At 72.7% G+C, this 22139-nt stretch carries 13 protein-coding genes; 8 read left to right on the top strand and 5 right to left on the bottom strand.

Annotated features, from left to right (window positions below; all coding sequences use genetic code 11):
• Window positions 1-24: 24 nt before the first annotated feature.
• The gene (gene ftsE, locus ACZ41I_RS37850) at window positions 25-714 is read right to left on the bottom strand and encodes a cell division ATP-binding protein FtsE (protein ID WP_363213874.1); all 690 of its coding nucleotides are present in this window, start codon (window positions 712-714) and stop codon (window positions 25-27) included.
• Window positions 715-950: 236 nt separating this feature from the next.
• On the opposite strand from ftsE, the gene ACZ41I_RS37855 reads away from it, so the two are divergent.
• Window positions 951-1142 (top strand): hypothetical protein, encoded by a 192-nt coding sequence (locus ACZ41I_RS37855; protein ID WP_363213873.1) that lies wholly within the window; start codon window positions 951-953, stop codon window positions 1140-1142.
• 105 nt (window positions 1143-1247) lie between these two features.
• Here the strand turns inward: ACZ41I_RS37855 and ACZ41I_RS37860 are convergent, their stop codons facing one another.
• The 4 genes from ACZ41I_RS37860 to ACZ41I_RS37875 all read right to left on the bottom strand — a co-directional run bounded on the left by ACZ41I_RS37860 (window position 1248) and on the right by ACZ41I_RS37875 (window position 6922).
• On the bottom strand, window positions 1248-2180 hold the full coding sequence (locus tag ACZ41I_RS37860) for a hypothetical protein (protein WP_468516281.1): 933 nt from the start codon (window positions 2178-2180) through the stop codon (window positions 1248-1250).
• Window positions 2181-2485: 305 nt separating this feature from the next.
• The gene (gene prfB / locus ACZ41I_RS37865) at window positions 2486-3592 is read right to left on the bottom strand and encodes a peptide chain release factor 2 (protein ID WP_399768521.1); all 1107 of its coding nucleotides are present in this window, start codon (window positions 3590-3592) and stop codon (window positions 2486-2488) included.
• Between the two features lie 303 nt (window positions 3593-3895).
• Window positions 3896-5119, bottom strand: coding sequence for a serine/threonine-protein kinase (locus ACZ41I_RS37870; protein ID WP_399768519.1), 1224 nt, complete (start codon window positions 5117-5119; stop codon window positions 3896-3898).
• 111 nt (window positions 5120-5230) lie between these two features.
• Entirely contained in the window at window positions 5231-6922 is a 1692-nt protein-coding gene (locus ACZ41I_RS37875) for a serine/threonine-protein kinase (protein WP_468516282.1), read from the bottom strand.
• A gap of 310 nt (window positions 6923-7232) precedes the next feature.
• Here ACZ41I_RS37875 and ACZ41I_RS37880 point away from each other — a divergent pair, with 310 nt between their 5' ends.
• From ACZ41I_RS37880 to ACZ41I_RS37910, 7 genes are all read left to right on the top strand, one after another.
• The gene (locus ACZ41I_RS37880) at window positions 7233-11405 is read left to right on the top strand and encodes an FtsK/SpoIIIE domain-containing protein (protein WP_468516283.1); all 4173 of its coding nucleotides are present in this window, start codon (window positions 7233-7235) and stop codon (window positions 11403-11405) included.
• A 176-nt stretch (window positions 11406-11581) separates the two neighbouring features.
• Window positions 11582-12961, top strand: coding sequence for an ABC transporter substrate-binding protein (locus ACZ41I_RS37885; RefSeq protein WP_468516284.1), 1380 nt, complete (start codon window positions 11582-11584; stop codon window positions 12959-12961).
• A gap of 73 nt (window positions 12962-13034) precedes the next feature.
• Window positions 13035-14315, top strand: a complete 1281-nt coding sequence (locus tag ACZ41I_RS37890) for a carbohydrate ABC transporter permease (protein ID WP_363213865.1) — start codon at window positions 13035-13037, stop codon at window positions 14313-14315.
• Window positions 14312-15151: a carbohydrate ABC transporter permease gene (locus ACZ41I_RS37895; protein WP_363213864.1), complete on the top strand. Its 840-nt coding sequence runs from the start codon at window positions 14312-14314 to the stop codon at window positions 15149-15151. Before ACZ41I_RS37890 ends, ACZ41I_RS37895 begins: the two co-directional genes overlap by 4 nt.
• Before the next feature lie 157 nt (window positions 15152-15308).
• On the top strand, window positions 15309-17546 hold the full coding sequence (locus tag ACZ41I_RS37900; RefSeq protein ID WP_468516285.1) for a bifunctional glycosyltransferase/CDP-glycerol:glycerophosphate glycerophosphotransferase: 2238 nt from the start codon (window positions 15309-15311) through the stop codon (window positions 17544-17546).
• A gap of 152 nt (window positions 17547-17698) precedes the next feature.
• A complete protein-coding gene (locus ACZ41I_RS37905; protein WP_468516286.1) occupies window positions 17699-19909 on the top strand; it encodes a bifunctional glycosyltransferase/CDP-glycerol:glycerophosphate glycerophosphotransferase in 2211 nt (736 codons plus the stop codon).
• A 6-nt stretch (window positions 19910-19915) separates the two neighbouring features.
• Window positions 19916-22132 carry a bifunctional glycosyltransferase/CDP-glycerol:glycerophosphate glycerophosphotransferase gene (locus tag ACZ41I_RS37910; RefSeq protein WP_468319856.1) on the top strand — a complete coding sequence of 739 codons (2217 nt, stop codon included), beginning with the start codon at window positions 19916-19918 and terminating at the stop codon, window positions 22130-22132.
• Window positions 22133-22139: the final 7 nt, after the last annotated feature.

The following is a 22139-nucleotide window of genomic DNA, read 5'->3' on the forward strand; positions in this document are numbered from 1 at the left end:
CGAGCCTTTCCGTCGTGAACTTGCTTAGTGCTGGTAGCCGTAGACGCCGCGGGCCTGGTCGCGGACGAGGCGGCCCTTCTCCAGCTCGATGACGCGCTTGCGCATCTGGTCCACGATGTTCTGATCGTGCGTCGCCATGATGACCGTGGTGCCCGTCCGGTTGATGCGGTCGAGCAGCTTCATGATGCCGACGGAGGTCTGCGGGTCGAGGTTGCCGGTGGGCTCGTCGGCGATCAGCAGCTTGGGCCGGTTGACGAAGGCCCGCGCGATGGCCACGCGCTGCTGCTCACCACCGGACAGCTCGCCCGGCATCCGGTCCTCCTTGCCGCCGAGCCCGACGAGATCGAGCACCTGCGGCACGGACTTGCGGATCTCGCCGCGGGACTTGCCGATGACCTCCTGGGCGAAGGCCACGTTCTCCGCGACGGTCTTGTTCGGCAGGAGCCGGAAGTCCTGGAACACCGTCCCCAGCTGGCGGCGCATCTGCGGCACCTTCCAGTTGGAGAGGCGCGCGAGGTCCTTGCCCAGCACATGCACCTGGCCGTGGCTGCACCGCTCCTCGCGGAGGAGCAGCCGCAGGAAGGTGGACTTTCCGGAGCCGGAGGACCCCACGAGGAACACGAACTCGCCCTTCTCCACCTCCAGGGAGACATCCCTGAGTGCGGGGCGGGTCTGCTTGGGGTAGACCTTGGAGACGTTGTCGAATCGGATCACGGATGCACCACGGGTCGCCGGGGGTAGATGAGCGTGACCATACGCGAACCGGGTGTGCAAGTGCAGTCGCAGGACGAGGTTGGGTAAGGCTTGTACGTTTTTGTACCGTGTCCTGTCCTTGCCCGGCTCCCCAAGGCCCCGCGCATGCACTCCGCGAACCTGGCACAGTGGAGGGGGAACGTTCTGGTTCCCGTGAGCGTTGTACGAGCGATGGCCGGTGCAAGGAGGGCGAGCGCATGACGTACGACCGGTTGGTGTGCGCGAACTGCGCGGCGCCCGTGAGCGAGGGCCGGTGCCCGGTGTGCCGTGCCAACCGCGAGCGACTGCAGCAAGAGGGTTTTCTGGGCGGGGTGAACCCGATGGCGCTGGTCGCGCTGCTGGCGGTGCTGATCGCCGCGGTGGCGCTGCTGGCGCACCAGACCGCGTGAGACAACGCGTGAGAAAACTCTGAGAACAGCGTCAGGGCCCGGAGCGCCGAGCTCCGGGCCCTTCAGCATGCGCGATGTGTGCGCACCGTGACCGTGGGGTCACGATCAGGCCGCAGCGCCGCCACGGCCGTTCACCAGACGCGGCAGGACGCGGAAGCCGACGCCGCCGGCGATCATCGTCGCGGCGCCGATGACCAGGAACGCGGTCTGACCGGCACCGGTTTCGGCGAGCTGCTTGCCGCTGCCCTTGCCCTGGGCCTGGGTGTCGGAGCCGGTGTCGGTGAGCTCCGAGGAGCCCTCCTCCTGCGAGGCGTTGTTGTTGCCGCCCTGCGGGGTGTCGTGGTTGCCGCCGGTGCTGGAACCGCCACCGGTACCGTGGCCGCCACCCGTGCCACCGGAGGTGCCGGTACCGCCCGTGTTGCCGGTGCCACCGTTGTTGCCGGTGCCACCGTTGTTGCCGGTACCGCCGTCGGTCGTACCGCCGTTGTTGCCGGTGCCGCCGTTGTTGCCGGTGCCACCGTCGGTCGTACCGCCGTTGTTGCCGGTACCGCCGTTGTTGCCGGTGCCGCCGTCGGTCGTACCGCCGTTGTTGCCGGTGCCGCCGTCCGTGGTGCCGCCGTCGGTCGTACCACCGTCCGTGGTGCCACCGATGGTGACGGTGCCGCCGTCGGTCGTACCACCGTCCGTGGTGCCACCGTCAGTGGTGCCACCGTCAGTGGTGCCACCGTCCGTGGTGCCACCGTCGGTCGTGCCACCGTCCGTGGTGCCACCGTCGGTCGTGCCACCGTCCGTGGTGCCGCCGTCGGTCGTGCCACCGTCCGTGGTGCAGACGGCGATCGGGCAGCCGCCGTCGGTGGTGCCACCGTCGGTGCCGCCGTCGTCACCCCCCACGTTCGTGTGCGCGCCCAGGCTGATCGGGCCCGCCTGGACATCGAGGTCCAGGGCGGAAGCCGCACCGGCTGCGGTCAGTGACGCACCGGCCGCGATCACGGCGCCCGCGGCTATCCGCGCGACCCGGATCCGCGTCTTCTTCGTCATATGGTTGCTACCCCCAGTAGCTGTTCGTCAATGAGGCCGCGCGTGGGGCGTGCCGTGATCGACGGAGGCAGCTGGCGACGAAGTACGCGTCTTGATCCCCCGGTTCACATGCGCCCCAGATGTACGCATGCCGCGCCTCACCCTTCCGATTTTTCAAAGCAACGTCAAGGGCGTTGCGGGCGCAATGTCCGTTGGGGTGGCGTTTGGGGCGAGTTGAAACCTGTGAGTGTGATGTAAAACCCAGACAAAAGACAACTGCCGCCTCTGGGGCGGCAGTTGTCAGGCCGGTTGTCTTGTCGACAAAGTTACTTCTCTTGCTGCTTGCGCCAGCGAATACCGGCCTCCAGGAAGCCGTCGATCTCGCCGTTGAACACGGCCTCGGGGTTGCCGACCTCGAACTCGGTCCGCAGGTCCTTGACCATCTGGTACGGGTGCAACACATAGGAACGCATCTGGTTGCCCCAGGAGTTGCCGCCGTCGCCCTTGAGGGCGTCCATCTTGGCCTGCTCCTCCTGCCGGCGGCGCTCCAGCAGCTTGGCCTGGAGGACGTTCATCGCCGTGGCCTTGTTCTGGATCTGCGAGCGCTCGTTCTGACAGGAGACGACGATGCCGGTGGGGAGGTGGGTGATGCGCACCGCCGAGTCGGTGGTGTTCACGCCCTGACCACCGGGCCCGGAGGAGCGGTACACGTCGATCCGGAGATCGCTCTCGTCGATCTCGACGTGGTCGGACTGCTCGACGACGGGCAGCACCTCGACGCCCGCGAAGGAGGTCTGGCGGCGGCCCTGGTTGTCGAAGGGCGAGATCCGCACGAGGCGGTGCGTGCCCTGCTCGACGGAGAGGGTGCCGTAGGCGTACGGCGCCTGCACGGAGAAGGTGGTCGACTTGATGCCGGCCTCTTCGGCGTACGACGTCTCGATGAGCTCGGTCTTGTAGCCGCGCTGCTCGGCCCAGCGCAGGTACATGCGCTGCAGCTTCTCGGCGAAGTCGGCGGCGTCGACGCCACCGGCCTCGGCGCGGATGTTGACGAGCGCCTCACGGGCGTCGTACTCGCCGGACAAGAGGGTGCGGACCTCCATCTCGTCCAGCGACTTCCTCACCGCGGCCAGCTCGGACTCGGCCTCGGCGCGGGTGTCCGGGTCGTCCTCCTCCTCGGCCATCTCGAAGAGGACGGCGAGATCGTCGATCCGGCCGCGCAGCGCCTCCGCCTTCCTGACCTCGGCCTGGAGGTGGGAGAGCTTGCTGGTGATCTTCTGCGCCTCGTCCGGGTTGTCCCAGAGGGACGGCGCGGCCGCCTGCTCCTCGAGCACGGCGATGTCTGCCCTCATCCTGTCGAGGTCCAGGACGGCCTCGATCGACTCCATGGTCGAGGAGAGGGACTTCAGCTCTTCGGATACATCGACGACTGCCACGGTTCCAGCGTAACGGCTCCGCCGAGCGGCGAGGGTCGAGTGTGTCCCAGCCGACGGCATGCCCGGCACCGCCCCCCACCGCTCTGGGGTCTCCGCCCCCAGCCCCCCGCTTCCCAACCACCCACCCGCCTCGGCCGGGCTGGGCTGGGCTGGGGGGGCAGAACGGGGCGGGGTGGGGCTGTGGGGCGGCCCGGGGGCGTTTCTTGATCGGCCGAGGGGCAGCTGGGCTGGGGGACGCTCAGCCGACCGAGACGGGTGGGTGGGTGGGAAAGGGGGGCCAGGGGGCGGAGCCCCCTGGGTGGGTCAGGGGGTCGACGTGCTGTGGGTGTCGGAGGGCTTCTCGGAGCTGCCGTCGGCCGACGCCCACCACGCGCCGACGCCCACCACGGCCGCCAGGACCACCCCGGCCACTCCCAGCGTCACCCTGCGCCGCCGTACCGCCGCGCGGTGGCGGGCCGAGCCGGGCCTGGGCGTACCGGCCGCCCGAGGAGCGCGGGCCGTACCGTGCGCGCCCCCCGCCAGCTCGTCCGGCGCCGGCACCCGCATCGACGTGTGCGTGTCCCGGTTGGAGTCCGGTTTGGCCCCGGGGACGAGGGACACGGCCCCCCGACGCCGTACCGGCTCACCCGGCGGAGCCGACGGCAGGGGCTCCTCGGCGGCCTCCTCGGAGAGGTCCGGCTCGTCCACGTCCAGCGGTGGCATCCCCGCCAGCGTCGGCAGCTGCTCACGCAGCCGCGCCGCCAGCTCCGAGGCGCGCAGCCGGGACGCGGGCGCCTTGGCCAGGCACTGCACGATCAGCTGCCACAGCTCTTCTGGAATTCCGGGCAGCGGTACGACGGTCTCGGTGACGTGGCGCCGCAGCACCGCGCCGGGGTGGCCGCCGCCGAAGGGGGTGAACCCGGCCAGCAGCTCGTACAGGACGGTCGCGAGGGCGTAGATGTCCACTGCCGCGCGCGGCGGCAGACCCTCGACGATCTCCGGGGCCAGGTAGTCCGGCGTACCGATGATCTTCGTGGTCCGGGTCCGCTTCGGCGAGTCGATCAGCTTGGCGACGCCGAAGTCGGTGAGCAGCGCCGGGTGGGCGCCGCCGGGGCCGAGCGGGCCCTGCATGTCCAGCAGGACGTTCTCGGGCTTCACGTCCCGGTGCACGATCCCGGCCGCGTGGGCCGCCGCCAGCGCGTCGGCGATGTCGGCGACGATCGCCACGGCCGCCTCGGGGGCCAGCCGCCGCTCGCGCTCCAGGCGGGTGCGCAGGTCGGTGCCGCGCACGAGGTCCATGACCAGGGCCAGGTCGTTGCCGTCGACCACCAGGTCCCGCACGGTGACGATGTGCGGGTGCTCCAGACCGAGCAGCGCGGTGCGCTCGTGGACGAAGCGTCCGACGAGCTCCTGGTCGGAGGCGAGGTCCTCACGCAGCAGCTTGACGGCGACGGGCCCCTCCGGACCCTCGCCCAGCCACACCGTGCCGGCGCTGCCCCGCCCCAGGATCTGGTTCGCGGTGTACCGGCTGCCGATCTTCCGTGCCAAGACTGCTCCTACAGACGCGTGTTGTCGCTAAAACTACGCGTCCGATGAGCCAACCTTCACCGCGGAGACGGAAATCACCCGTCAGATGTCGACAAATCCACAAGCCTGTGATCAGTTGGCGCTGCCGGACGAACCGCCCAGGTCCTTGACCCAGCGGCCGGCCTGGCCGATCCAGTGGGTCAGCTCGTGCCAATAGCTCCTGCCCTGGCCGACCCAGGTGTGCAGCGGGGTCAGCTCGTAGATCAGCCAGCTCGCCACGACCAGGATGACGATCGTGAACAGACAGCCCTTCAGACAGCCGAGTCCCGGGATCTTCATGGGGTTGGCACTGCGCTGCCGCGGCGCGCGGGGCTCGCGCGCGGGCCGCTGCGGCTCCGGCGGCGCGTACCGCTGCGGCTGCTGCGGCGGGGCGTACTGCTGAGGCTGGTGGGCCTGTTGCGGCTGCTGGGGCGCATAGCCGTACCCCTGCTGGTACCGCTGCTGCCCGCCGCGCTGCTGCGGCTGCTGCGGGCGGCCCTGCGGGGCCGGGCGCGGCTGCTGCTGGGGCCGGGCGACCTGCCGCTGGGGCCGGTGGCGCAGCGGATCGTCCTCCGGGGACAGGTACTGGATCTGCGTCTGCTCGTTGCGGTCGCGGGCGGCGCGCAGCTGACTCTGCCAGGGGTGCGGCTGCTCGGGCTGCTGCCCCTGCGGTCCCGCGTTCGGCAGCACCGCCGTCGGGTCCGCCGCGCCCGTGTTCGGCAGGACGGCGGTGGGGTCGGCCGCGCCGGCGGGGCCGCCGGTGTGCGGCAGGAAACTGGTCGCGGCGTTCGGGTCGTACGCCCCCTGCGGGCCGGTGTTCGGCAGTACCTGGGTGGGGTCGGCGGCGCCGGGCACACCCGGGACGGCGGCCGGTTCCGGGTCCGGCGCGAGCAGCGCGCCGACACCCTCGGCCGCGGCGATCTGCGCGGCGTTGGCGTGCACACCGATGCCCTCGGCGACGACCCTGAGGCCCCGCGCGAGGTTCTCGGCACTCGGCCGTTCCTCCGGGTTCTTGCGCAGGCAGCGCTCTATGACCGTCCACAGCGGGTCCGGGACGGTGGAGGGGCGGCGCGGCTCGGCGCTCAGGTGCTGGTGCAGGACCTCCAGGGCGGTGCTGCCGGCGAACGGCGGGCGTCCGGTCACCAGCTCGTACAGCAGGATGCCGGCGCCGTAGATGTCCACGGCGGAGGTCTGCGGGCGGCCCTCGGCGGACTCCGGTGCCACGTACGCGGGCGTGCCGACGAACTCCTGGGTGCGGGTCAGGCCCGGGGAGTCGGCGAGGCGGGCGATGCCGAAGTCGGTCAGCATCGGGTGCATCCGGCCCTCGTGCTGCTCTAGCAGGACGTTGGCGGGCTTCAGGTCACGGTGGACGACGCCGTCGGCGTGGCTCGCGGCGAGCGCGTCGGCGATCTGCGCGGTCATCAGCGCGGCGGCGACCGGGGTGAGGGCGCCGTTCTCGCGCAGGTAGCGGTGCAGGTCGGGGCCGTCGACGAGGTCCATGACCAGCGCCAGCAGATCGCCCTCGACGACCAGGTCGCGGACCCGGACGATGTTCGGGTGGGTGAGGCGGAGCAGGACGGAGCGCTCGCGCAGGAAGCGCATCACGATGTCCGGATCGCTCGCCAGCTCCTCCTTGAGGACCTTGATCGCGACCGTCTCGCCGGGCTGCCCGGGTACGGCCGCCTCGGCGCCCGCGGTCTCGCGCTGGCGGGCACGCCAGACGGTGCCTGTGGCGCCGCGCCCGAGCGGCTCCTCAAGCAGGTACTTGCTGCCGACTGGCCGCACGTCACGCGCTCCCTGCTGCTTGCTGATGCTTGCTTGCCTGCATTCCGGTTGTCATTCCGGTTGTCCGACCCACTGTAGTGCCGCCCTGGAGGGCGCCAGGTGCTCGACGGAAAGACGCACGTCCCGGTCCACTGGTTGCCGGAAACAGACGTGACCGATCTCAAGTGATCGCCCGCACCCTCATGGTCAGGCACTTTTGGGGGCAGAGGCGACCAATCAAGATCACTTGTTACCGGGTGCCCGGCGAGCTGTCAGTGGCAGGTGCGAGGATGCCTTCCAGTACTGGCCGACGTGCTCGTGTGGGGTGGGGATGCAGATCCGGCTGACCGTCGTAGACCCGCTGGGCGCGTCCCCGCAGCGGGGCCGCGCCGCGAGCCGCGACGTGCTGGTCACGGCGCCCACGGGCACGGACCTGTCCGCGGTCGCCTCGGCGCTGGCCGGGGCGGTCACCGGGGAGGGCCGCGACGCCTCCAACGCGACTGTCGTGCTGTACGCCGGTACGGAACGGCTCGACCCGCGCCGCTGCACCCTCGGCGAGCCCCCGCTGGTCGACGGCGCCGTGCTGTCCCTGGGCGCCCCGGCGGTCGCCGAGCCGCATCCCGAACCGGCCGACGCGCCGACCCAGCTGCATGTCGTCGCGGGCCCCGACGCGGGCGGGGTCCATCTGCTGCACGGCGGCCGGATCACCGTGGGCCGCTCGGCCGACGCGGACGTACCGCTGGACGACCCCGACGTGTCCCGGCTGCACTGCGCGGTCACCGTCGGCGCGGACGGACGCGTCGCGGTCGCCGACCTCGGCTCCACGAACGGTACGGCGCTGGACGGGGTGCGGGTGGACTCGCATCCGGTGCGGTTCCCGGCCGGGGGCCTGTTGCGGATCGGGGAGTCGGCGCTGCGGGTTGCTCCGTCCGAGGGGACCGGGCTGCGGGTCGTACCGGACGGGGAAGGGTGCGTCCGGGTCGTTCGGGACGAGGTGCCGGGTGCGGGTGCGGGTGCGTCGGGGTCCGGCTCCGGATCCGGGTTCCCACCAGCACTACCCGGGCGGGTTTCGCCTCCGGGTGCGGGTGGCCCCGGCGGAGGGCCAGCGCCGTCGGCGGCTGCGGAGGGGGCCGGTGAGGCGTTCCCAGGTGCCGGAGGGGTGTCCGGGGGGCCGGTCGGCTCCGGACAGCACGGTTATGGCGCTGTGGGGTGGGGGGCCTCGGGGGGCGAGGGGCCGGAGCACCGGTGGCGGGAACCGGGGGTGGTGCCGGGGCAGGGCGGGGCGCCGCGGATCGAGAGGCGGAGCGGCGGGGACACGCACGCCGGGCGCTTCGGGGTTGGCGGACCGAGCCCGGTGGCCGGTGAGCCGTACACGGGTGCGGCCGAATACGGGCCCGCCGGCCGTGAGCCGGAACCCGTCCGGGATCCGCGGGCGCAGGGTCGTGGAAGCACCCCTGCCAGGGGCAGCGGCATCTCCCCGGGCGCGCGGCGGCGCGGGCTCGGCGCCTGGGCGCGCAAGCTGACCGGCGGGCGCGGGGAGCAGCCCGTGGGACCCGGGACGTACGACGGCACCGCCTCCCGTGCGGACGCCGTCCCGGCGGACCCGGCACCGCAGCAGCCGGAGACCTGGCCGGACCCCGCCGCGCTGCTGCTGACGGCGCTCGGTCCCGGGCCCCGGCTGTGGGAGCGGGGGCCGGACCACGCGGAGGCGCTGACCGTGCGGCTCGGCACGGCCGACCGCAGCGCGCCGGACGGCTCCGGGCTGCTGCCCGCGGTGCCCGTGACGGCGGCGCTGCGCGAGGCGGGCGCCCTGGGTCTGGCCGGTCCGCGCCCCCGGCTGTCCGGGCTGGCCCGCTCGGTGCTGGCGCAGCTGGCCGCGCTGCACTCTCCCGACCTGCTGGAGATCGTGCTGATCAGCGCCGACCGCGCCCGTCCCGTGGAGGAACGCACGGCCGAGTGGTCCTGGCTCGGCTGGCTCCCGCACGTCCGGCCGGGCCACGGCCAGGACTGCCGGCTGCTGCTCGCCTACGACCGCGAACAGGCGGCGGCGCGCGCGGAGGAGCTGCTGCGCCGGGTGGAGGACCATGCGGTGACCGGCAGAAGCGCGGCCCACCCCGCCCCGCCCCGTGTCCCGGCCCCCGGCACCCCAGCGGGCACGGTGCCGGGCGCCCTCACCCCCGACGACCCCGCCGCCCCGGCCACACCCGGCTTGGGCCCGGCCGCCACCGCACCCGGCACCGGCACCGGCACGCAGGCCGCGACCACCGACCCCCGCAACACCTCCGGCACCGCCATACACCACGCCCCGTCCGACCCGGCCACGCCCGGCCCCCGCCCAGCTGCCACCGCCCCCACCACCCACACACCCGGCACCGGCACCCAGGCCTCGACCCCCGGCCCCCGCAACACCTCCGACACCGCCGCACACACCAACCCGTCGGGTGCGGCCACGTACGGAGCCGGTACCGGTGCCGCAACCCCGGGCGCCCCCGGCAGCGCGCCGGCCCAGGGCAGCCACCCCGACCGGCCCGTCTCCGGGCACCCGGACAGTGCCACCGCGCACCCCGGTACGCCGGCCGCCCCCGGTAAGGGGCTCCCGTCCGGCGGCCCCGGCGCCACGGCCGGCCCCTTCGGCGGGCCCCTCCCCGAAGCGGGCCCCGACCACCCCGGAGTCCCCGCCCCGGGGCCTCTGTACGGCCGCCCCGGCACCGCCGCCCAGGGGAGCACCCCCGAGCACCCCGGCCACCCCGCGCCCCCGTCCACTTCCCCGGCCGCCCTGTCGCAGGCCCCGGGACACCCCGGACAGCGGGCCGGCTCCACCCCCGGCCGCAGCTCCACCACCGCCTCCCACACTTCCGCGCACCCCACCGGAGCCGCCACCGCCGCCACCCCGCAGCCCGCCGACGGCTCCCCCGCCCGTCGCCCCTCCTGGGCCAGGGAGGACGGCGAAGTCGGCCGAGTGAGCGGGTTCCCCGGGCCGTACACCGTCCTCGTCGTGGACGGAGACCCGGGAGGGGCCGCGCTGCGGGAGACCGTGGCGCGGCTGGCCGTGGCCGGGCCGCGGGCCGGGATCCATGTGGTGTGTCTGGCGGAGACCGAGCCCGCCTCGCCCGCCTCCCCCGTGACACTGACGTACGAGGCCGCGTGCGCGGTGACGCCGACGTTCCGGCACTGCGGTGCCGTGGCACTGCTCAGCGGCGATGTCGCCACGGCGCTGCAGCTGATGCGGGTGGCGCCGAGCGGGCCCGTCGGACCGGGCTCGCCGGCCGTCGTCGACGCCGTCTCCCCCGCCTGGGCGGAGCGGTTCGCGCGGGCACTGGCGCCGCTGCGTCCGGACGGCCCGGCCGGCGAGCGGGACACCCGCGTGGCGACTCCGTTGCCGCAGTCGGCGCGGCTGCTGGACGAGCTGGGGCTGGCCCGCGCCACCCCGGCGTCGCTGATGGCGCGCTGGGCGGACGCGGCGGACGACACCCAGGCGCCGGGCGGACGGGCGCGCGCCGTGCTGGGTGCCGGGCCGCGCGGGCCGGTCACCGCCGATCTCGTCGCCGAGGGGCCGCATCTGCTGATCGAGGGACCGGCCGGCAGTGGTCGTACGGAGTTGCTGCGGGCCGTGGTGGCCTCGCTGGCCGCCGCCGAGCGGCCGGACCGGCTGGGCGTGGTGCTGATCGACGGGCGGGACGGGGTGGGAGCGGGCGCGGGGCGAGGTGAGGGGCTGCGGGTGTGCACCGACATACCGCACGTCACCACGCATCTCATCGCCAACGACCCCGTGCGGATGCGGGAGTTCGCCCAGTCGCTGACCTCGGAGCTGAAGCGGCGGGCGGAGCTGCTGGGCCGGACGGACTTCACGCAGTGGCACACGGGGCGTGCGGTGTCGGGCCGGATGGTGGCGCAGCGCACGGCCCCGAACGGTGGCATAGAGGCGCCGCCCAGCTCCACCCTGCGGCTGCGCCCGGGTGCGGCCGCGCGGCAGCAGGCCGAGGCCGCACCGCCGCTGCCGCGGCTCGTGGTCGTCGTCGACGACCTGGACGCGCTGGTCTCGCCCCCGCTCGGCTCGCCGGGCCGGCCCGCCGCCGGGTCGGTGCTGCGAGCGCTGGAGGCGGTGGCCCGGGAGGGCGAACGGCTGGGGGTGCATCTGGTGGCGGCGGCCGGGACGGGCGGTCGTACGGCGGAGACCGAACCCGCGCGGCGGGCCGCCTTGCGGGTCGTGCTGGAGACCGTGAACCAGGGGCCGGACGAACCGGCGCCGGGGCGTGGACGGTTGGCGTACGCGGACGGGCGGGTCGTCGGTTTCCAGGGCGGCCGGGTGACGGGCCGTATCCCGCGTACCGCGACCCAGCGGCCCACGGTCGTCCCGCTGGACTGGCAGCGCATGGGCGACCCGCCGGCCCGCCGGCCCGTGCGGGAGCTGGGCAACGGCCCCACCGACCTGGCCCTGCTGGCGAGCGCGGTGCAGCGGGCGGCGCGCGAGGTGTCCGCGGCTCAGGTGCCCTCACTGCTCTGAGCCTGCTCTGAGCGGAACCAGCCCGAACCGTATGCGCATGCCTCCCCGATCACGAGCCGGTCACGATGAGCCGCCGGACGGCGCAGGCGCTCTTGCCGCCCTTGTGCGGCGCGGCGTACACCGGAGCGCACGGACAGAGTTCTGACGTTCAACGAAGAACGACGAACGGGGAAGTGATGCGCAGCAAGAGCAGCACCATCCGGACCCACAGGACCGTCACCGCACTCGCCGCGCTGCTGGCCGGAGCCCTCGCGCTGAGTGCCTGCTCCAGCAGTGACAACGACAGGAAGGGCAGCGGGGAGCAGACCGGCGGGGCCACCGGCTCCACCGTCACCCTGCCGAAGCTGAACGGCGCGAACCTGGAGATCGCCGCCGTCTGGACCGGTCAGGAGCAGAAGAACTTCAAGCAGGTACTGGCCGAGTTCGAGAGGCGCACCGGCGCGAAGGTCACCTTCGTGCCCGCGCAGGACCCGATCATCAACTTCCTCGGTTCCAAGATCGCGGGCGGCCAGCCGCCGGACGTGGCGCTGCTGCCGCAGCCCGGCGCCATCAAGCAGGCCGTGCAGCGGGGCTGGGCCAAGCCGCTCGGGCCGGAGGCCGTGAAGGAGCTGCAGAAGAACTACTCGCAGGGCTGGCAGGACATCGGCAAGGTCGGCGGCAAGCAGTACGGCGTGTACTACAAGGCCGCCAACAAGTCGCTGATCTGGTACAACGCCAAGGTCTTCGAGAACGCGAACGCCAAGGAGCCGAAGACCTGGAAGGACCTGCTGGGCACGGCGCGGGCGGTGTACGACTCCGGGGTGACGCCGTTCTCGGTGGCCGGCGCGGACGGCTGGCCGCTGACGGACTGGTTCGAGAACGTCTATCTGTCCCAGGCGGGCCCGGAGAAGTACGACCAGCTCGCCCAGCACAAGATCAAGTGGACGGATCCCTCGGTCAAGCAGGCGCTGACGACGCTGGCGCAGATCTGGGGCAAGAAGGACTACCTCGCGGGCGGCCAGGGCGGCGCGCTGCAGACGGAGTTCCCGGCGTCGGTCACCCAGACCTTCACCGGCGGCGACCAGCCGAAGTCCGCGATGGTCTACGAGGGTGACTTCGTGCAGGTCAACATCGGTGAGACCAAGGCGAAGGTGGGCACGGACGCGAAGGTGTTCCCGTTCCCTGCCGTCGGCTCGACCGCGCCGGTGGTCTCCGGCGGCGACGCGGCGGTGATCCTCAAGGACTCCAGGGCGGCCCAGGCCCTGGTCACCTTCCTCGCCTCCCCGGACGCGGCGACCATCCAGGCGAAGCTCGGCGGCTATCTCTCGCCGAACAAGAACGTGCAGATCTCGGCGTATCCGAACGCGGTGCAGCAGAAGATCGCCAAGGCGCTGATCGCGTCCGGCGACGACTTCCGCTTCGACATGTCCGACCAGGCCCCGCAGGCCTTCGGCGGCACCCCGGGCAAGGGTGAGTGGAAGGACTTGCAGGACTTCCTGAAGAACCCGGCGGACGTGGCGGGCACCCAGGCGAAGCTGGAGAAGGACGCGGCGGCCGCGTACGGAAGCGGGAGCTGAGCCGGCGATGGCGTCGGCGGCAACGGCGGCCGGGGCCTCACCGGGTCCCGCCGCGCCCCGCAGCCGTAGGAGCGTGACCGGCACCCGCAGGACGGTGGCAGCCCTGTTCCTGCTGCCCGCCCTGGTGCTGCTCGGCGCGCTCGTGGTCTACCCGATCGGGTACTCGCTCGTCCGCAGCTTCTACAACGCCCATGGCGACGGTTTCTCCGGCGTCGACAACTACAAGACCCTCTTCACCGACGACGGCATCCGCACCGCCCTGAAGAACAACGTGATCTGGGTGGTGTTCGCGCCCACGGTCTCCACCGCGCTCGGTCTGGTCTTCGCGGTGCTGACGGAACGGGTGCGCTGGGGGACGGCGTTCAAGCTGGTCGTCTTCATGCCGATGGCGATCTCGATGCTGGCGGCGGGGATCATCTTCCGGCTGGTGTACGACCAGGATCCGCACAAGGGGGTCGCGAACGCGGTGTGGGTGGGGGTCCACGACACCTTCGCCCAGTCGTCGGCGTTCCCGAAGGCGCACCCGGGCCGCGAGTCACCGCTCGTGGCACAGGGGGGCGGTTTCCTCACCAGGACAACCGTCCATGCCGGGCAGACGGTGACCCTGCCCCTCGTCGGCGTCGCCCCGGACCGGATGCCGGACGGCGCGAAGAAGGCCGTCGCCGCCAGGCCGGAGCCGGGGAGGATCACCGGCACCACGTGGCAGGACTTCACGCGCGGCAAGGGCGTGGGACGGCTCGGCGCACCCGACCCGTCCGAGCTGGGGTACGCCGGGATGCGGATCGAGGCGGTGAAGGACGGCAAGGTCGTCGCCTCCACGAAGGCGGCCGGCGACGGCACCTTCACGCTGCCGGCCTCCGCCGACGGCGCGCGGCTGCGGCTGCCCGCGAGCAACTTCCGGGAGCCGTACAACGGTGTCGAGTGGCTCGGCCCGGCGCTGGTCACCCCGGCGGTCGTCGGGGCGTACGTGTGGATGTGGGCGGGCTTCGCGATGGTGCTGATCGCGGCCGGGCTCGCGGGCGTGCCCCGGGAGCTGCTGGAGGCGGCGCGGGTGGACGGTGCCACCGAGTGGCAGGTGTTCCGCAAGGTCACCGTGCCGCTGCTCGCACCGGTCCTCGCGGTGGTCACCGTGACGCTGATGATCAATGTGCTGAAGGTGTTCGACCTCGTCTACATCATCGCGCCGGGCTCCTCCCAGGACGACGCGAACGTGCTCGCCCTGGAGCTGTACCGCAAGGGCTTCGCGGAGGACCAGCCGGGCGTGGCGAGCGCGATCGCGGTGCTGCTGCTCGTGCTGGTGATCCCGGTGATGGCGTTCAACATCCGTCGGCTGAGGCGGGAGGTGCGGCGATGACCTGGCTGCTGGAGAAGATCAATGGTGGTCTGGTCCGCGTGTTCCTGATCGTCGTGGGCCTGTTCTGGCTGGTGCCGACGATCGGGCTGCTCATCTCCTCGCTGCGGGCGCCCGAGGACATGAGCGCGAGCGGCTGGTGGACGGTGTTCTCCAAGCCGTCCCAGCTCACCTTCGAGAGCTACCGGAAGCTGCTGGAGAACGGCGACATCACCAGCTCTCTGCTGAACACCGTGCTGATCACGGTCCCGGCGACCCTGCTGGTCGTCGTGATCGGCGCGCTCGCGGGCTACGCGTTCGCGTGGATGGAGTTCCCCGGCCGGGACTGGTGGTTCCTGGGCGTGGTGAGTCTGCTGGTGGTGCCGGTGCAGGTGGCGCTGATCCCGATCGCCGAACTGTTCGGGAGGATCGGCCTGTTCGGGTCGATCCTCGGGGTGGTCCTGTTCCACACCGGCTTCGGTCTGCCGTTCGCGGTGTTCCTGCTGCGGAACTTCTTCGCGGAGATCCCGCGCGAGCTGCTGGAGGCGGCCCGGCTGGACGGCGCCGGTGAACTGAGGCTGTTCGCGCGGGTGGTGATGCCGCTGGGCGGCCCCGCGATCGCGAGCCTCGGCATCTTCCAGTTCCTGTGGGTGTGGAACGACATGCTGGTCGCGCTGGTGTTCACCAAGTCGGGCACCCAGCCGATCACGGTGGCGCTGCAGACGCAGGTACGGCAGTTCGGCAACAACATCGACGTGCTGGCGCCGGGCGCGTTCATCTCCATGGTGATCCCGCTGGCCGTGTTCTTCGCGTTCCAGCGGCAGTTCGTGTCCGGGGTGATGGCGGGCGCGGTCAAGTAGTCGCACGAGCGACCCTTTTCAAGGGGCGGGTCTTCAGCGGCCCGCCCCTTGGCGTTCACCGTATGTCCCCCACATGCCGTACGAACCGTAACCAATTCACTCCATCGGCCGTTTCCGGTCAGAACCCTCGCGCCGACCGACGACCCTTGGATGTCCCTTGCCCAGGTTCAGTGTCATTGTCCCCGCGTACAAGGTCCAGGCGTATCTCTCCGAGTGCCTGGACTCGGTGCTCTCGCAGTCGTACCCCGATCTGGAACTGATCGCCGTGGACGACTGCTCCCCGGACGCCTGCGGGGCGATCATCGACGAGTACGCGGCCCGCGACGCGCGCGTGCGGCCCGTGCACCTGGCCGAGAACCAGGGGCTCGGGCGGGCCCGGAACGCGGGGATGGCCGAGGCGAGCGGCGACTACCTGGTCTTCCTGGACAGCGACGACACACTGACCCCGGACGCACTGCGCGCGATCGCCGACCGGATCAAGGAGTCGGGCGAGCCGGACGTCCTGGTGTACGACTACGCGCGCACGTACTGGGACGGCCGGACGGTGCGCAACCAGCTCACCGCCCAGCTCACCGAGCAGGGCCCGGCGCCGTTCCGCCTGGAGGACCGGCCGGGGCTGATCAGGGTGCTGATGGTGGCCTGGAACAAGGCCTACCGGCGGGAGTTCGTCGAGGACAACGGCTTCGCCTTCCCGCCGGGCTACTACGAGGACACCCCCTGGACCTTCCCGGTGCTGATGACGGCGGAGTCGATCGCCACGCTCGACCGGGTGTGCGTGCACTACCGGCAGCGCCGGCAGGGCAGCATCCTCGGCACCACCAGCCGCAAGCACTTCGATCTGTTCGAGCAGTACGACCGGGTGTTCGCCTACATCGAGGGGCGGCCCGAACTCGCCCGGTGGCGGCCGGAGTTGTTCCGCCGCATGATCGACCACTACGCGACGGTGTTCACCAAGCGGGGCCGGCTGCCGCGCGGCAGCCACGGTGAGTTCCTGCGCCGGGCCCGCGCCCACTACCGCCGCCACGGCGTCCCCGGCACCCGGATGCGACGCCGGAACATCCTGGTCCGCTTCGGCCTGCACCGCACGTTCCGGGCGCTGCAGCTGTCCTCGGCCGGGTGCCGTCGCACACTGAAGGCGGCGGTGAAGCTGGCCCGCGCCGTGCGCACCGGCGCGCTGCGGCTGCACTACCGGATCCAGCTGCGGCTGCCCGTCCGCGCCGACCGGGCGGTGTTCGCCTCCGGCGCGGGCCGCGGCCACGGCGGCGACCCGGGCGCCCTGGAGGAGGCGTTCCGCACCCACGCCCCGCACATCCGCACCGCATGGATCAGCCGCCCCGAGCACCAGCACACGGTCCCGCCGGGGCCGCGCCGGCTGCGGCCGGGCACGGCCGCCTACTGGACGGCGCTGGCCCGCTCCCGGTACCTGGTCACCGATGACGTCCTGGACCGGCGGCTGCGCAAACGGCGCGGGCAGGTGGTGATCCAGACCCGGCAGGGGACACCGCTCAAGCACATGGGCCTGGACCTGCAGGAGCACCCGGCTGCGGCCCGCGGCACCGACTTCGCCGAGCTGCTGCGCGGCGTCGACCAGTGGGACGTGGTCCTGTCCGGCAACCGGCACTCGACGCTGGTCTGGGAGCGGGCCTTCCCGGGCCGCTACACCACGCTGGAGTACGGCGCCCCACGCAACGACGCCCTTCTGCGGGCGACCTCGGCCGACGTGGCCCGGCTGCGCGAGTCGCTGGGCATCCCGGAGGGCGCGGTCGCGATCCTGTACGCGCCGACCTTCCGCGACCACCGGCGCACCCAGCGCCCGCTGCTGGACCTGGAGCGGATCGCGCGCCGCCTCGGCCCGCGCTTCGTGATCCTGGCCCGCCCCCACCCCACCCGCGGCGGTCCGCTCGGCACGGGCACCCGGATCATCGACGTCGGCGACCACCCGAGCGTGGAGTCGCTCTGCCTGGCCTCGGACGCGCTGCTCACCGACTACTCGTCGATCATGTTCGACTACGCCGGCCTGGACCGGCCGATCGTGGTGCACACCGGTGACTGGGAGGCGTACCAGGCGGCCCGCGGCACCTACTTCGACCTGCGCGCCTTCCCGCCGGGCGCGGTCGCGCGCAGCGAGGACGAGCTGATCGACATCTTCGCGACCGGCCACTGGCGCGGCTCGCGCTCGGCCGAGCTGCGGGCGGCGTTCCGGGAGCGGTTCTGCCCGTACGACGACGGACGCGCCGCCGAGCGGGTCGTACGGCATGTGGTGCTGGGCGAGACGGACCGGCCGCCGGTGGTGCCGCTCGCGGAGCGCCGCCCGGTGCCGTCGGCCTGCGCGCATTCTCCGCTGGCCACCGTGGCGCAACCTTCCGGTCCCCTCCCCGTCACCGAGAGGCGCTGAACACCGTTGGTCCCTGCGGGAGTTCCCCTGCACCTCGGCTCGACGCGGCCCGCCCCGAGCCGGCCGTCCACCTGGCGTCCGGCGGGGCGGCCCGGTCGCGCGTCCGGCGTCGTCCGCGGGACACGTGTCCGCAAGACAACAGAAAGTACAGAATGCCCCGCTTCAGCATCATCGTCCCGTCCCATGGGGTCGCCGCCCGGCTGTCCCAGGCGCTGGACTCGGTTCTCGGCCAGTCCTTCGGCGATCTGCAACTGATCCCGGTCTGCGACGCCCCCGACTCCCCGGCCGCCGCGGTGGCCGCCGGACACGCGCAGCGGGACTCCCGGGTGACCCCGGTCGACTCGCCGCCGTCCGCCGGTCTGAGCGGGGCGCGCAATGCCGGGATGCGGGCGGCGACCGGCGCGTATGTGCTGTTCCTCGACGGCGACGACCTGCTGCTGCCGGGCGCCCTCGCGGCGCTGGACGCCCGGCTGACCGAGACCGCCGGCGTGGATGTGCTCTACGCCGAGCACGAGCGCGTCCCCTGGTGGGAGGGGGAGCCGGCCAACCCGGCCGCGCCGCTGCTCGCGGGGGCTCCGCAGGACGCCTTCGCCCCCGCCGACCTGCCGCAGCTGACCGGTGTGCAGCTGCCGGCGTGGAGCGCGGTCTACTGCCGCGCCTTCCTGACCGAGCACCGGCTCGCCTTTCCCGACGGCCACTTCACCGACCTGGGCTGGGCCGGCCTGGTCACGCTCGCCGCCGAGCGGATCGCGGTGCTGCGCCGGGTCGTCGTACGGCACCGGCTGCGCCGGCAGGGCAGCCGGCTCAATCTGCCCGGGCCGCACCAGCACGCCCTGCTCGACCAGGTGGACCTGGTGCTGACCCGGGCCGCCGAGGCCGCCCTGCCCGCCGAGCGGATCCGGCCGCTGTTCGAGCAGCTGTTCCTGCCCGTGCTGAAGACCGCGTCCCGGCCCGAGCGGCTGCCGTCCGGGCACCGGGCGTTCTTCCGCCGCGCGGGCCGCCTCTACCGGCGCCACCGGCCGGCCGGCTTCCGGCCGCCGGGCGGCAGCCTGGGCGTGCAGCACCGGCTGCTGGCCACGGGCGCGTACGGTGCGTTCCGCGGTCTGCGCGGCGCCAACCGGGTGGTCTCCGGGGCCGCCGAGCGGCTGCCGCGTCCGCACATGCTGCGCACCCGGCTGCGCTACGCCCGCGACCTGCGCCGCCCGCTGGACCCGCAACTGGCCGTGTACTGCGCCTACTGGGGCCGGGGTTATGCCTGCAACCCGGCCGCGATCCACGCCAAGGCCCGCGAACTCGCCCCGCACATCCGCTCGGTGTTCCTGGTCGAGGCCGACCAGGCGCACGCCATGCCGAAGGACGTGGACTACGCGGTGATCGGCTCGCGGCGCTACTGGGAGGTGCTGGCCCGCGCGACGTACCTGATCAACAACGCCAACTTCGCCGAGGGGATCGTCAAGCGGCCCGGCAGCGTGCATCTGCAGACCCAGCACGGCACCCCGCTGAAGACGATGGGCGTGGACCAGTCGACGTACCCGGTGGTGGCCGCCCAGTCGGGCAGCTACACCCGGCTGCTGGGCCGCGTGGACCGCTGGGACTTCAACCTCTCCGCCAACCGCCACTCGACACAGATGTGGGAGCGCGCCTTCCCCGGCTCCTACGAGCATCTGGAGTACGGCTATCCGCGCAACGACGTGTACTACACGGCGACCGCCGAGGACGTGGCGCGGATCAGGCGGCGGCTGGGGGTCCCGGAGGGCAAGACCGCCGTGCTGTACGCACCGACCCACCGTGACCACCACACCGGCTTCGAGCCCGGGCTGGATCTGGAGGCGTTCTGCGAAGCGGCCGGCGAGGACGTCGTCGTGCTCCTGCGCGCCCACTACTTCTACGACCGGCGGTCCATGACGAGTTCCGGCCGGATCAGCCGCGTCATCGACGTCACCGGGCACCGTTCCTCGGAGGACGTGTGCCTGGCGGCGGACGCGCTGGTCACCGACTACTCGTCGATCATGTTCGACTACGCCAACCTGGACCGGCCGATCGTCGTGTACGCCGACGACTGGGACGTCTACCGGGAGACGCGGGGCGTCTACTTCGACCTGATGGCCGAACCGCCCGGCCCCGTCGTGCGCACCCTGCAGGAGCTGGCCGCGGTCTTCCGTGACGGCTCGTACGGGGGCGGGGAGGCCAGGGCGCTGCGGGCCGCGTTCCGGGAGCGGTTCTGCGACTTCGACGACGGACGGGCCGCCGAGCGTGTCGTACGGCGGGTGCTGCTCGGCGAGCCGCCGGAGGCGATCCCGCCCGTGATCCCGCTCGCGGAGCGCGTCCCCGCCCCCGCCGCCGCGACCCTCGTGAGGAGCTGACCCGCCGTGCCCCGCTTCAGTCTGATCGTGCCCTGTTTCAAGGTGCAGGGGTTTCTGCGCGAGTGCCTGGACTCGGTGCTGCTGCAGTCCTTCAACGACTTCGAGCTGATCGCCGTGGACGACCGCTCCCCGGACGGCTGCGGTGCGATCCTCGACGAGTACGCCGAGCGCGACCCGCGCGTGAAGGTGCTGCACCTGCCGGAGAACGTGGGCCTCGGACGGGCCCGCAACGCCGGGATGCCGCACGCCACCGGCGACTACCTGTTCTTCCTGGACAGCGACGACACCCTCACCCCGGGCGCGCTGCAGGCCATCACCGACCGGCTGGCCGAGGCCCGCGACCCGGACGTGCTGGTCTTCGACTACGCGCGCACCTACTGGTGGGGCGGCACCCGGCGCAACGTCCTCGCCCACGTCCTCGGCGAGGCCGGCCCGGACACCTTCACCGCCGACGAGTTCCCGCAGATCCTGGATCTGCTGATGGTGGTGTGGAACAAGGTCTACCGGCGCCGGTTCGTGGAGTCGGAGGGCTTCCGGTTCCCGCCCGGCTACTACGAGGACACCCCCTGGACCTTCCCGGCCATGCTCAGCGCCCGGCGGATCGCCACGCTGGACCGGATCTGCGTGAACTACCGGCAGCGCCGGCAGGGCAGCATCCTGTCCACGACCAGCCGCAAGCACTTCGACATCCACGACCAGTACGAGCGGGTCTTCGCGTTCGTCGAGCAGCGGCCCCAGCTGGCGCACTGGCGGCCCTATCTGCACCGCAAGATGGGCGAGCACTGCCTGGACATCCTGGCCAAGCCGGACCGGCTGCCGCCCGCCGACAAGGCCGAGTTCTTCCGGCGTACGGCGCGGATGTTCCGCGACCACAGGCCCGAGGGCGCCCAGGCCGACGGTGAGGTCCGCCTGCTGGAGGGCTCCTGGACGGCGTACCGGATCAGGCGGCAGGCGGCGCGGGCCGGGCGGGAGGCGGCACGGCGCGCGGACCTGGTGCGCGGCTCGGCCACCGCGCGGGCCCGCTCCGGCTGGGCGTCCCTGCACATGCACCGCCCGCTGGACCCGCACCTGGTCGTCTACTCGGCGTCCTCGCACCGGGGCATGCTCGGCGACCCGGCCGCCGTGTACGCCGCGGCCCGCCGGATCGCCCCGCAGCTGCGCGGGGTGTGGGTGGTGAAGGACGCGGAGACCGCCGCACGGCTGCCGTCCGGCGTCGAGCACGTGATCCTGGGCTCCCGGCGCTATCTGGAGGTCACCGCGCGGGCGGCATTCTTCGTCAACGACGTCAACTGGCCCGGCACCCTGGCCAAGCGGCCCGGCAGCGTGCACATCCACACCCATCAGGGCACCCCGCTGAAGTACATGGGCGCCGACCTGCGGGACAAGCCGGGCGCGCGGCTCGGTTTCGACGTGCCGCAGATGCTGCGCCGGGCCGACCGCTGGGACTACAGCCTGGTCGCCAACCGGCACTCCGAGCTGGTCTGGGAGCGTGCCTACCCCTGCCACTTCACCTCGCTGCGCACCGGCAGCCCGCGCAACGACGTGCTGGTGCAGGGCGGCTTCGGTGACTGTGGCGGCTTCCGCGAGCGGCACGGCATCCCGGCGGACCACACGGTGGTGCTGTACGCGCCGACCCGCCGGGACTACCGCCGCAGCGGCCACGTGGACCGGTTCGACCTGGCCCGGTTCGCGGCCGACCTGGGCGAGGGGCGCACCCTCGTGGTCCGGCTGCATCCGTCCCTGGCGGGCGGTCCCGCGCGCGGGATGGGCCTCGCGGAGCTGGCCCGGCGCGGGGTCGTGGTCGACGCGACCGGGGAGCCGCGGGTGCAGGACGTCCTGCTCGCGGCGGACGTCCTGGTCACGGACTACTCGTCGATCATGTTCGACTACGCCAACCTGGACCGGCCGATCGTGGTGCACGCCGACGACTGGTCCGCCTACACGGCGAGCCGGGGCGCCTGTCTCGACATCACCGCCGAGCCGCCGGGCCATGTCTCGCGCTCCTACCGGGAGCTGGCCTGGCTGTTCGCCTCGGGGTCCTGGCGGGACGAGGAGTCGGCGCGGCTGCGGGCGGACTTCCGGGCCCGGTTCTGCGAGTTCGACGACGGCCGGGCCGCCGAGCGTGTCGTACGGACGCTGCTGCTGGGCGAGCCGATGACCGGCGAGGGCACGGTACGGATCCCGGGCCAGGCGGCCGGCCGGGACACGCTGACCTCGGCGTAGCCGCACG

Source organism: Streptomyces sp. NPDC030799 (assembly GCF_055572255.1).